Origin of the sequence: Paenibacillus sp. N3/727, from assembly GCF_022637315.1 — a bacterium.
Taxonomy (GTDB): Bacteria; Bacillota; Bacilli; order Paenibacillales; family Paenibacillaceae; genus Paenibacillus_AQ; species Paenibacillus_AQ uliginis.
This window is the reverse complement of record NZ_CP093336.1, coordinates 1,011,778-1,024,120: the sequence shown is the minus strand read 5'-3', so window position 1 is coordinate 1,024,120 and position 12,343 is coordinate 1,011,778. Positions and strand designations below refer to the sequence as shown.

Annotated in this window: 10 protein-coding genes; all 10 read right to left on the bottom strand. The window is 50.3% G+C overall.

Translation table 11 applies throughout. The features are described from left to right. Positions 1-391: 391 nt before the first annotated feature. Positions 392-1,660: a phosphoribosylamine--glycine ligase gene (gene purD / locus MNQ98_RS04575; protein ID WP_241932117.1), complete on the bottom strand. Its 1,269-nt coding sequence runs from the start codon at positions 1,658-1,660 to the stop codon at positions 392-394. A 139-nt stretch (positions 1,661-1,799) separates the two neighbouring features. After that, on the bottom strand, positions 1,800-3,347 hold the full coding sequence (gene purH, locus MNQ98_RS04570; RefSeq protein WP_241932116.1) for a bifunctional phosphoribosylaminoimidazolecarboxamide formyltransferase/IMP cyclohydrolase: 1,548 nt from the start codon (positions 3,345-3,347) through the stop codon (positions 1,800-1,802). A 138-nt stretch (positions 3,348-3,485) separates the two neighbouring features. Beyond that, complete coding sequence (gene purN / locus MNQ98_RS04565; protein WP_241932115.1) at positions 3,486-4,109, bottom strand: phosphoribosylglycinamide formyltransferase; 624 nt, start codon at positions 4,107-4,109, stop codon at positions 3,486-3,488. Then, entirely contained in the window at positions 4,109-5,149 is a 1,041-nt protein-coding gene (gene purM / locus MNQ98_RS04560; protein WP_241932114.1) for a phosphoribosylformylglycinamidine cyclo-ligase, read from the bottom strand. Before purM ends, purN begins: the two co-directional genes overlap by 1 nt. Before the next feature lie 245 nt (positions 5,150-5,394). Then, positions 5,395-6,873 (bottom strand): amidophosphoribosyltransferase, encoded by a 1,479-nt coding sequence (gene purF / locus MNQ98_RS04555; RefSeq protein WP_241932113.1) that lies wholly within the window; start codon positions 6,871-6,873, stop codon positions 5,395-5,397. Continuing rightward, entirely contained in the window at positions 6,858-9,104 is a 2,247-nt protein-coding gene (purL, locus tag MNQ98_RS04550; protein ID WP_241932112.1) for a phosphoribosylformylglycinamidine synthase subunit PurL, read from the bottom strand. Before purL ends, purF begins: the two co-directional genes overlap by 16 nt. Next, entirely contained in the window at positions 9,079-9,771 is a 693-nt protein-coding gene (gene purQ, locus MNQ98_RS04545; protein ID WP_241932111.1) for a phosphoribosylformylglycinamidine synthase subunit PurQ, read from the bottom strand. Before purQ ends, purL begins: the two co-directional genes overlap by 26 nt. Before the next feature lie 2 nt (positions 9,772-9,773). After that, on the bottom strand, positions 9,774-10,019 hold the full coding sequence (gene purS / locus MNQ98_RS04540; protein WP_208915780.1) for a phosphoribosylformylglycinamidine synthase subunit PurS: 246 nt from the start codon (positions 10,017-10,019) through the stop codon (positions 9,774-9,776). Between the two features lie 44 nt (positions 10,020-10,063). Further along, on the bottom strand, positions 10,064-10,966 hold the full coding sequence (locus MNQ98_RS04535; RefSeq protein WP_241932110.1) for a phosphoribosylaminoimidazolesuccinocarboxamide synthase: 903 nt from the start codon (positions 10,964-10,966) through the stop codon (positions 10,064-10,066). Positions 10,967-11,044: 78 nt separating this feature from the next. Continuing rightward, a complete protein-coding gene (purB, locus tag MNQ98_RS04530) occupies positions 11,045-12,340 on the bottom strand; it encodes an adenylosuccinate lyase (RefSeq protein WP_241932109.1) in 1,296 nt (431 codons plus the stop codon). Positions 12,341-12,343: the final 3 nt, after the last annotated feature.

Here is a 12,343-nt window from a genome sequence, read left to right as displayed (position 1 = left end):
AAATTTTCAAGCTCGCTATTTCTATGTAGAGCCAACGGGATTTTCTGGGACATCCATGATTAGAAAGCGCTTCATCCACTGAAATCATCATACAATAATCAACTTCCGTTGTAAAAACGTTTGCACATTGTATTTAAGGTAATTCTTGTGCATTAATCTAATTTTCTCTCTCGTTTTCGCTGTTTTTCGTAACATATCATGTTTTTGTTAAAAAAACTTTGGAATATCGCCCAATTGTCCATAAATAAAGACAACTATGAAACGCTTATAAACAAACGTTTGCACTAAATCAGAATCAAAAGACCTGCAGTCACAGCAGGCCTTTTGTCACACACCTCAAAAATGCTATCATGCCTGTTCGATGCAAGCGTACATCAACCTGGCAGTTGAATTAAACCAAAGCTTTGACAGCAATATCTGTCCGGCTGTGCTTGCCTTCAAAAATAATATGTTCAGCACGCTTATAGGCTTTGACACGGGCTGAAGCGATGTCGGAACCCATACCAACCACTCCAAGTACACGTCCACCGTTCGTAATCCATCGACCTTCCTCATCGAGAGCCGTTCCGGCATGAAACACGATCGAGTCGTTATCCCCGGCATCCAAGCCGGATATAACCAGCCCTTTCTCATAGGAAGCAGGATATCCTCCTGATGCCAAAATGACACAAACTGCCGATTCTTCGCTCCACTCCAGCTCCAGCTCCGCAAGACTTCCGTTTACCGCTGCCAAAAATACTTCCAGCAGATCTGTCTTCAGACGCGGCAGCACCACCTGTGTCTCAGGATCGCCGAAACGGGCATTAAACTCGATTGTCTTCGGTTTACCGTCCGGTGTAATCATCAATCCCGCGAACAGCACACCCCGGAATGGGCGTCCCTCGGACACCATGGCTTTGGCCGTTGGCTTTATGATTGTTTCGATCGCTTCCTCAATGACGAAGTCCGGGATATGCGGCAGAGGAGAATATGTGCCCATTCCGCCTGTATTCGGCCCTAAGTCGCCATCAAAAGCCGGTTTATGATCCTGAGCGGCCGACATCGGCTTTACGGTTTCCCCGTCAACAAACGCTAAAATGGACATTTCCTGTCCCTCCAGGAATTCCTCAATGACAACGCGGCTGCCCGCATCTCCGAATACCTTGGACTCCATAATGTCACGAAGCGCTTGCTCCGCTTCTTCCAGCGTACGGGCCACAGTAACCCCCTTGCCTGCAGCTAATCCGTCAGCTTTGATGACAATTGGAGCCTGCTTGCTTCGCAAATACCTAAGCGCCTTCTCGAAATCGTCGAATTTCGCGTAGTCTGCGGTTGGAATATTATATTTATGAAGAAGATCCTTCATAAACGTCTTGCTTCCCTCAATTTCTGCGGCATTTTTACGCGGTCCGAACACGGGTATACCGGCTTCTTCGAACACATCAACGATACCGTCCGCCAAGGGATCATCCGGTCCAACAACGACGAGCCCGACCTCTTTTTCCTGAGCAAATGCTCTCAATTGTTCGAATGCATTGACAGCGATTGGCACACATTCAGCAAGCTGTGCAATTCCGGCATTTCCTGGTGCGCAGTATATCGTTCCGGCTTTGGGACTCTTGGACAGCGCCCATACAATCGCATGCTCGCGTCCTCCGCCTCCGATGACTAAAATATCCATGCTTCCCCTCCCATGAGAAAAGTTCGTTAACGCAAAACCGATTTATGAGATGAATCATTTATACAGCAAAGGAACCGCCCGGGGCGTCCAGCCTTACATGCTGCCATACCACCCCGAATATACGATTCCTCCAACAATTCTAGTGTTTGAAATGTCTTACGCCCGTAAATACCATGGCAATCCCGTTCTCATTAGCCACTTTGATCGATTCTTCATCTTTGATGGAGCCTCCTGGCTGAATTACTGCGGTAATTCCGGCTTTAGCTGCAAATTCCAAGGTGTCTCCCATTGGGAAGAACGCATCTGAAGCGAGTACCGCTCCTTTAGCCTTCTCACCCGCCTGTTCGATGGCAATGCGCGCTGAACCGACACGGTTCATCTGTCCTGCGCCGACACCAACAGTCATATCATCAGCAGCGAGCACAATCGCGTTGGACTTTACATGCTTCACGACTTTCCATCCGAACAATAGCTGTTTCAGCTCATCTTCTGTTGGCTGACGGTCTGTGACCACTTTCAGATCAGTTGCGTCCAGCGAATGAACATCGCTCTCTTGTACGATCATGCCACCTTCAATCGACGTTACAGCAAGCACACTCTTCCGATCCTTCGCAGAGCCAAATTCGCCCATTTTCAGCAATCGGATATTTTTCTTCTTCGTGAGCAGCTCCATCGCTTCCGGTGTGAAATCTGGTGCCAAAACAATCTCCAGGAAAATATCCTTCAGCAGTTCAGCTGTCGGTCCGTCTACCGTGCGATTGGCTGCTACAATGCCGCCGAAAATTGAGGTTGGATCGGCTGCATGAGCTTTTTTGAACGCTTCAAGCACATTTGTACCTACACCCACGCCGCAAGGGTTCATATGTTTTACCGCAACAACAGCCGGTTCATCGAATTCTTTCACAATTTGCAATGCCGCATTAGCATCATTAATATTGTTGTAGGACAATTCCTTGCCGTGAAGCTGTTCAGCTGTGGTCAAAGTACCAGACGGAGCCAGCGGTTTCTTATAAAATGCCGCTTTCTGGTGCGGGTTCTCGCCATAACGCAAGTCCTGAATTTTCTCATAGGTTACGCTAAAGCGTTCCGGCAGCGGATCGCCTGTCACATTCGACAAATACTCAGAAATGAGCGTGTCATACGCTCCGGTATGACGGAACACCTTAGCTGCAAGACGTTTGCGCGTCTCAAGTGTCGTATCTCCATCGGCACGGATTTCCTCCAGCACGGCGCTATAATCGTCCGCATCTACAACTACACTGACAAATGCGTGGTTTTTCGCGGCAGAACGGAGCATCGTCGGACCACCGATGTCGATATTCTCAATCGCATCCTCGTATTCGACATCCGGCTTAGCAATAGTCTCCTGGAACGGATACAGATTCACAACAACCAGATCGATATAATCGAGCCCCAAATCCTGCATCTGGCGGCGGTGTTCGCTGCTGTCACGGACGGCCAACAGACCGCTGTGCACAGCCGGATGAAGTGTCTTCACACGTCCGTCCAAAATTTCTGGGAAGCCCGTTACGTCCGAAATGCCGATAACCGGCACTCCCTCTTTTGCAAGCAGACTTTTTGTGCCTCCTGTTGAAATAATCTCCACCCCGAGAGAAGCCAATTCGCGGCAAAACTCCACAATTCCCGTCTTATCTGAAACGCTAACCAGCGCTCTTTTGATACTCACGTTCATTCCTCCCTAACATTTTCGAAAGTTCCCCATATGTTTGCCTTGTAACGTAAATGCTGTCGATAAGAGATAATTCCTAAAGTATTTCCCGAGAAATATCGAACATGTCGATGATTGGGCGTCCCTTGTCCGGTTTTACCGTTTTCCCAGTGCAGCAATCGCCACGTTACGCCCAATCAGCTCAATTCGCCCCGCTGTGAACCAGGATACGACTTCCGGGTACAGCTGCTGCTCTACGGCGTGAATCCGCTCGGCAAGGGATGTTTCGTCATCTCCCTCAACAACTTCTACGGCACGCTGAGCAATAACCGGCCCTGTGTCCATACCCCCGTCGACAAAATGAACGGTGACTCCTGTCATCTTCACCCCATAGTCCAACGCCTGTCCAATCGCATTTTTACCTGAAAACGAAGGTAAGATAGATGGGTGAATGTTAATCATCCGGCCGGAGTAAGGCTCTACCAGGACAGAGGTTAACAACCGCATATAGCCAGCGAGAACGATCAGATCTATCCCGCTTTTTTGCAGCTCCGCCGCAATCTCGCGCTCATAATCCTCTCTGGATGCATAATCCTTCGGTTGGAATACAAAGCTCTCGATCCCCGCTTCACGTGCACGCTGGACGACGGGTGCCTGCGGCTTGTCACATACCAATAGACTAATTTCTCCACCCAGTACACCTCTCACTTGCGCGTCAACCAAACTCTGAAAGTTGCTTCCCCTGCCGGAAGCGAACACCGCAATCCGGTAAGAACCCATTACACATCCGCTCCTGTAAAGGTAACCGCACGCTCTCCATCTGTTACTCGTCCGATAACATAAGGCTCTTCCCCTGAGGAACGCAGAAGCTGTAGTGCCTTGTCTGCATTCTCTTCTGCAACGACAACAACCATGCCAATCCCCATATTAAATGTCGTAAACATGTCTTTGTTCGAGATATCGCCCTGTTCCTGCATCAGTTTGAATATCGGCAGAATCGGCCATGAGCCGTATTCGATGTCGACATTGACGTGATCCGGCAGCATCCGCGGAATATTTTCGATAAATCCGCCGCCTGTAATATGAGCCATACCCTTCACTTCAATCTCTTTCATAAGAGCCAACAGTGACTTAACATAAATCTTCGTTGGAGTGAGCAGCGCGTCTCCGAGAGACTTGCCAAGCTCAGGCATTACCTGATCTAGTGTATATCCCGACTGTTCCAACAGCAGCTTACGAACGAGCGAGAAACCGTTGCTGTGTACGCCGCTTGAAGCCAGACCTAGGACGACGTCACCAGATGTAATCGATGATCCGTTAATCATCTTGCTCTTGTCGACAATGCCGACAGTAAAGCCGGCGATATCATACTCACCCTCTGCATACATCCCGGGCATTTCAGCCGTTTCTCCGCCAATCAGAGCACAACCGGCCTGATTACAACCATCGGCAATCCCTTTGACAATCGACTCAATTTTCGCGGGAATGACTTTATCACAAGCTAAATAGTCGAGAAAAAAGAGCGGTTCCGCGCCTTGCACCACAACGTCGTTTACGCACATGGCTACCGCGTCAATTCCGATGGTATCATGACGATCCATCGCAAATGCAAGCTTCAGCTTTGTGCCGACGCCGTCGGTACCTGAGACGAGAACCGGCTCTTCATATTGATCCTTATTCAGTTGGAACAGAGCTCCAAAACCACCAAGGTCCGTCATAACTTCCGGTCTGAAGGTCGTTTTGACGTGCTTTTTCATCCGTTCTACAGCTTCATTACCTGCAGCAATATCTACACCGGCATTTTTATAAGTATCAGACACGCGCTTTACACTCCTTTGTTTAAAGAGAGAATTAAGTTGAATAATGTTTAATAGCCTTAATGACTCAGCAGACAAGCGTAAACGGCTTCACCGTCTTTAACGGCCAAAGATTACGCTTCGCGAAAGAATATAAGCCAAGTATCTGAATGAATATCCGGAGACAGCCACCTAATGGCTCATGACTGCTCCGGAATTATTTAAAGAGGTCGTTCAAAAAGTCTGACTTTTTGAACACGCATTTAAAGTTAGCAGCTGCAACCCATCTTTTCCTCACCGTTAAAATCAATCTGTGTCGGGTATTCGTTGTCAAAACACGCCATACATAACCCGCCCTTGTGACTCTTCTCGTCATATCCACCAATCGCTGCAATCAGTCCTTCCGGACTTAAGAACGACAAGGAGTCCGCATTGATCTCCTTGCATATCTCCTCCACGCTCTTCCCGGAAGCAATAAGCTCCCGGCGATCCGGTGTATCTATTCCGTAGAAGCAAGGATTCTTGAACGGCGGTGAAGTAATGCGGACATGCACTTCCGCAGCTCCCGCATCCCGCAGCAGATTCACAATCCGGCGGGACGTTGTCCCGCGCACGATAGAGTCGTCAATCATCACAACACGTTTGCCTTCTACAACACGCCGCACGGCGCTCAGCTTCATCTTCACGCCCTGCTCACGTAGTTCCTGGCTCGGCTGGATAAAGGTCCGGCCGGTATATTTGTTCTTGATCAGGCCCAGCTCATACGGAATGCCCGTCTGCTCAGCATAACCGATCGCGGCTGAAATACTGGAATCGGGAACACCTGTCACGACATCCGCATCCACGAACGATTCCAGTGCCATCCGGCTGCCCATGCGTTTGCGTGCAGAGTGCAGATTCGATCCGTTCAGGTCACTGTCCGGGCGGGAGAAATAAATATACTCCATCGCGCACAGTGCTTTTGGCCCAGGTTCCGTATAGCGGTCCTCATGCAGTCCGTTCACGTCCAGTACGAGCAACTCACCCGGCGCGATGTCACGAATCGGCTCAGCTCCGATAACCTCCATTGCGCACGTTTCAGAGGCAAAAATATAGGCATTGCCAAGCCGGCCCATCGTCAAGGGACGAAGTCCGTTCGGATCGGAAGCGACAAGTAACTTGTCGTTGGTCATAAGCAGAAAAGCGAATCCGCCGACAAGACGCTGCAGCGCGTCCTTCGCTGCCTCGACAAAATCCTTAGGCGAGCGTGCGATCAAGTGAGCGATGACTTCGGTATCACTTGTGGTCTGGAAGATCGAACCCGAATTTTCCAACTCATGCCGAAGCTTCGGCTCATTAACAATGTTGCCGTTCGTGGCAATCGCCAGATTACCCTCGCGATACTTAAATACGAGCGGCTGGGCATTACTCAGCCGGCTGTCTCCGCTGGTGGAGTAACGAACATGCCCGATCGACATATTACCCGTTAACGATTCCAACCGATCCTTGTCAAACACTTCCTTGACCAGCCCCATCCCCCGATGGTAGTTAAACTCATGGCCATCAGCCACGCAGATCCCTGCGCTTTCCTCACCCCGGTGCTGCAGGGCATGCAGACCGTAATAGGACAATGAGGCGGCATCCGGGTGTCCGAATACCCCGAACACGCCGCACTCCTCTTTGAGCGTATCGAAAATATCGCTCTGTCCTGTTCCTTCGTTATAGTAATCGCCAGTCCATAATCCTTCCGGTGTTATTTCATGCGGCATGGAATGGCATCCTCCCAGACGGATTTCAAAGCCTCCACCGGTTCTTGCACAGTGGAAGTACCGTTAATGTTGATGCACAAGGCTTCTCCTCCAACCCGGCCAATCGCAGCGAACGGAACATTTGCTTCTTTCAGAAGCTGTTCCAGATCAGACTGCTTGCGAGGTGATACGGAAAGAATAATACGGGACTGGCTCTCGCTGAAGAGCGCAACGTCATTTCTCAGCTCCGTATTCAAGTTGACCGCAGCTCCTATGTTCCCGCTGATACAGCTTTCAGCCAAGGCTGCCGCCACTCCTCCCTCGGATACATCATGAGCGGAGCAGACAAAGCCGGACTGAATAGAGGTCAGGACGCTATCCAGCAATCTTTTCTCCGTACGCAAATCCAGTACAGGAGGTTTACCTTCTGAAACGCCATGCAGAATGGCTTGGAACTCACTGCCACCAAGCTCTGCTCGTGTCTCTCCCAGCAGATAGATCACATCACCTTCCGATTTAAACCCTTGGGTCGTAATATGATCGGTATCGTGAATCAGACCAACCATCCCTACGACGGGTGTCGGGTAAATCGCACCCTTCGCATTCTCATTGTAAAGACTGACATTACCACCGATGACCGGCGTATTCAGCTCACGGCAGGCTTCCGCCATCCCGTCAACCGCACGCTCCATCTGCCAGAAAATATCAGGCTTCTCAGGACTTCCGAAATTCAGGTTGTCCGTAATTGCGAGCGGCTCAGCACCGGAGCAGACAATGTTACGAGCTGCTTCGCTGACTGCAATTTTGCCGCCGAGTTCCGGATCCAGATATACATAGCGTCCATTACAGTCCGTTGTCATCGCAAGCGCCTTGCGTGTGCCGTCAACGGTAACGACAGCCGCATCGGAACCTGGACGAACCGCCGTACTGGTACGAACCATATAATCATATTGATTGTAAACCCATGCTTTGCTTGCAAGGCTTGGAGAACCAAGCACCTTTTTGAGCGCGTCGCCAAGATCCTTCACTTCCTCATAACGAAGCGTATCGATCGAAGCCTGTGCTTCATAATAAGCAGGAACTGCAGAAGGCTTGTTGTATACCGGACACTCATCCACCAGCGCTTTCACAGGCATATCCCCTACTACTTCACCATGATGGATCAGCTTCAGTCGGCCATCGTCCGTAACCTTTCCGACTTTGGCACAGATAACACCCCAGCGTTCGAATATTTCAAGTGCCTGCGCTTCATCACGCGGTTCAACCACGAACAGCATGCGCTCCTGGGATTCAGACAGCATCATTTCATAAGGCGTCATGCCCTCTTCCCGCTGCGGCACCTGGTCAAGATACAGCTCCAGACCGTTGCCGGCCTTGCTAGCCATTTCTGCGCTTGAACATGTCAGGCCCGCTGCGCCCATATCTTGAATCCCCAGCACGATGCCGGTATCAATAAGCTCCAAGCAAGATTCCATGACAAGCTTCTCCATAAACGGATCGCCGACCTGAACAGCCGTCCGGTTAGCCTCCGATTCCTCTGTCAGCTCAACGGATGCAAAGGTTGCACCATGAATACCGTCCCGACCTGTAGGAGGACCTACGTAGTAAACCGGGTTGCCAACTCCTTTGGCGACACCGCGCTGAATTTTGTCATGATCAATAATTCCTACACACATGGCGTTTACGAGCGGGTTGCCGTCATAACTCTCATCAAAGACAACCTCTCCGCCAACGGTCGGAATCCCGATGCAGTTACCGTAACCAGCAATACCCGAGACCACATGTTCGAACAGGTATTTAACACGGTCACTCTCCAGCTTGCCGAATCGAAGAGAGTTCAGCAGTGCCACCGGTCTTGCACCCATGGAAAAAATATCACGGATAATGCCGCCTACACCCGTAGCCGCGCCTTGGTAAGGCTCAACAGCGGACGGATGGTTGTGACTCTCGATTTTGAACACCACGGCCTGGTTGTCACCGATATCCACAATACCGGCTCCTTCACCAGGTCCCATCAGAACACGGGGACCGCTTGTAGGAAAACGCCGAAGTAGTGGCTTCGAGTTCTTGTAAGCACAGTGCTCGGACCACATCACACTGAAGACACCGATCTCCGTGTAGTTGGGTTTCCGTCCCATAAACGAACAGATTAGTTCATACTCGCTGTCTGATACACCCATTTGCTCATATACCCGAAACTCCGCAATCTGCTCTGCTGTCGGTTCTTTAGCGGACACTTGCTGCTGCGCCATGACGATCCCTCCATGTCTGAATGATGGATGTAAACATTGCCTTTCCGTCTTCCGAACCGAGCAGGCTGCTGACAGCCCGTTCTGGGTGAGGCATCATGCCGAGCACGTTACCGCGCTCGTTACAGATCCCTGCGATATCCCCAACGGATCCGTTCGGATTATCCTTATACGTAAATACGATTTGCCGGTTGTCCCGGAGTTTTTGCAGTGTAGCTTCATCACAATAATAATTACCTTCACCATGAGCAATAGGAATGACGATCTCTTGCCCTTCCGAGTAATCACGTGTAAACGGTGTTTCATGATTTACAACTTGAAGCACACTGTCTTGACAACGGAATTTCATAGATTCATTACGACGCAGCGCACCTGGTAGTAGGCCCGCTTCCGTCAAAATCTGGAATCCATTACATATCCCAAGAATAAACTTTCCTTCTTCCGCCGCTTTGGCCACTTCGTTCATGACCGGGGCGAACCGGGAAATCGCACCGCACCGTAGGTAATCTCCGTAAGAGAAACCACCAGGCACCAAGATGCAATCATAGAGTGATAGATCAGTTTCAGTGTGCCATACATAATCGACTGGCTGTCCCAGTGTCTGCTCCACTGCTTTATAACAATCGATATCACAGTTGGAGCCAGGGAAGACGAGTACTGCAAATCTCATGTTTAGCCCTCCAATTCATAACGGTAATCTTCAACTACCGTATTGGCCAAAAGCTTTTCGCACATTTGCTGCAGACGCTCTTCCGCCTCCTGGCGGTTATCTGTATCCAGCTCAAGCTCCATATACTTTCCGATACGAAGGCTTTCCACTTCCCGGAATCCAACCGAATGTAATGCCCCTTGCACTGCTACCCCTTGTGGATCCAATACGCTTTGCTTGATGGTGACATAGACCTTTGCTTTCAACATCGTTCCCTGTTCCTCCTCGGTATCGTATATGAATAATTGCTTGCTTATGATTGGCTTGTGAAACTTGGTGCCGTAATCCGGCGGTAAATCTCGGTATAACGATTCGTCGTTTCTTCAACAACAGACTCTGGCAGCGGCTCTGGTTTACTGTTCTTGTCCCAATCGGATGACGCTAAGTACGTACGTACCGGCTCCTTGTCCATGCTGTCGATCTCAATATCCAGCGCGTAATTGCCCTTATCCCAGAAACGGGATGAATCCGGTGTAAAAATCTCATCGATCAAAATAACCTTCCCATCGATCAGACCAAATTCGAATTTACAGTCCGCCAAAATAATTCCCCGCTCCGCGCAATAATCACGCGCAAACCGGTACAGCATAAGGCTTTGTTCCTGCAGCTCCAGCGCCAGCTCCTCGCCGACCAGTTCCTTCATACGGTCCATCGAAATATCTTCATCATGACCGACATCATTTTTGGCTGCCGGTGTGAAGATCGGCTCAGGGAAAGGCTCATTCTTACGCATCCCCTCCGGAAGCCGGATTCCATTGACCTCTCCGGTTGCCTGGTACTGACGCCAGCCCCCGCCTGTAATATAACCGCGTACGACGCATTCAATATCGATACGCTCTGCCTTACGGGCCACCATAATCCGCCCATCCAACAGTTCTTTATTCTTGGCTACATCTCCAAGCAACTCCACATCCGTATGGACGACGTGATTGTGGATCAGGTGTTTCGTCTGTTCAAACCAGAAAGAGCTCAGCTTGTTCAGCACCGTTCCTTTGGCAGGGACGGGCGGATCCAGCACATAGTCAAAGGCTGAGATGCGATCGGTGACCACGATCAGCATGTGTTCTCCCAGGTCATACAATTCGCGAACCTTGCCCTTGTACAAGAGAGGCGCATCGATCAAATCGACAGCCGTGGAAAGCGCAGGTAATGCCATGTCATCTCACTCCCTTTTAACGGGGGCCGCCGAAGCGGCCGTTATCAAAATATAAGAAAGTATTGGTGCCTTCGGTACTTAGTTCAGTCCAAGCTTCTCAAAAATCGTATCCACATGCTTCAGATGCCAGCTTGGGTTAAACGCGTCCTCAATCTCATCCGTACTAAGCACTTCGGTAATTTCCGGTGTCGCTTCGACAATCTCACGGAACTGACGCTGCTCTTCCCATGCCTGCATCGCCCGCGGCTGTACAGTATCGTAAGCTTGCTCACGGCTGAAGCCTTTGTCGATCAGCTTTGTCATAACACGGCCTGAGAAAGGAACTCCATAGGTCCGAGCCATGTTCCGCTTCATATTGTCCGGGAATACCGTCAAGTTCTTCACGATATTACCGAAACGGTTCAGCATATAGTTCAGAAGCATCGTCGCATCCGGCAAAATAATCCGTTCCACGGAGGAATGGGAAATGTCCCGTTCGTGCCACAACGGCACATTCTCGTAGGCGGAAACCATATGGCCGCGAATGACGCGCGCAAGACCCGAAATATTCTCGGAACCAATCGGATTACGTTTATGAGGCATCGCCGAGGACCCTTTTTGCCCTTTCGCAAAAGCTTCTTCCACTTCACGCACTTCACTCTTCTGGAGTGCACGCACTTCCGTAGCGAATTTATCAAGTGATGTTGCGATCAGTGCCAGTGTTGCCATGTATTCAGCATGACGGTCACGCTGCAGCGTCTGGGTGGAAATCGGAGCCGCCTTTGTGCCAAGCTTCTGGCAAACAAACTGTTCTACAGAAGGATCGATGTTCGCATACGTGCCAACCGCACCCGATATTTTGCCGTACTGAACGCCGTCAGCCGCATGTCGGAAGCGCTCCAGGTTACGGATCATTTCCTCGTGCCACAGCGCCATTTTCAAACCGAAGGTCGTAGGTTCTGCATGCACACCATGCGTACGGCCCATCATCGGCGTATGCTTATAGGCAATTGCCTTCTCCCGCAAAATCCCGATAAAACGAAGGATATCCTGCTCCAAAATATCATTGGCCTGCTTCAGCAGGTAGCCATTCGCTGTATCTACTACATCCGTAGAAGTCAGGCCGTAATGGACCCATTTGCGTTCCGCGCCAAGACTTTCCGAAACCGCCCGGGTAAAGGCAATGACGTCATGGCGAGTCTCCTGCTCGATTTCATAAATCCGTTCGATGTCAAAAGAGGCGTTCTTGCGAAGCTGGGCCGTATCTTCCTTCGGAATGACACCAAGCTCAGCCCAAGCCTCACAAGCGCAAAGCTCCACCTCAAGCCATGCTCTGAATTTATTCTCCTCGGTCCAGATGGCCCGCATTTCCGGTCTGCTGTAACGTTCGATCATATA

What these genes read in the sequence shown, in the direction of transcription:
- purD (WP_241932117.1), bottom strand. Translation starts at nt 1,660, where the DNA reads ATGGATATTTTAGTCATCGGAGGCGGAGGACGCGAGCATGCGATTGTA.
- purN (WP_241932115.1), bottom strand. Translation starts at nt 4,109, where the DNA reads ATGGGTTCTTACCGGATTGCGGTGTTCGCTTCCGGCAGGGGAAGCAAC.
- purF (WP_241932113.1), bottom strand. Translation starts at nt 6,873, where the DNA reads ATGCCGCATGAAATAACACCGGAAGGATTATGGACTGGCGATTACTAT.
- purL (WP_241932112.1), bottom strand. Translation starts at nt 9,104, where the DNA reads ATGGCGCAGCAGCAAGTGTCCGCTAAAGAACCGACAGCAGAGCAGATT.
- purQ (WP_241932111.1), bottom strand. Translation starts at nt 9,771, where the DNA reads ATGAGATTTGCAGTACTCGTCTTCCCTGGCTCCAACTGTGATATCGAT.
- purS (WP_208915780.1), bottom strand. Translation starts at nt 10,019, where the DNA reads ATGTTGAAAGCAAAGGTCTATGTCACCATCAAGCAAAGCGTATTGGAT.
- MNQ98_RS04535 (WP_241932110.1), bottom strand. Translation starts at nt 10,966, where the DNA reads ATGGCATTACCTGCGCTTTCCACGGCTGTCGATTTGATCGATGCGCCT.
- purB (WP_241932109.1), bottom strand. Translation starts at nt 12,340, where the DNA reads ATGATCGAACGTTACAGCAGACCGGAAATGCGGGCCATCTGGACCGAG.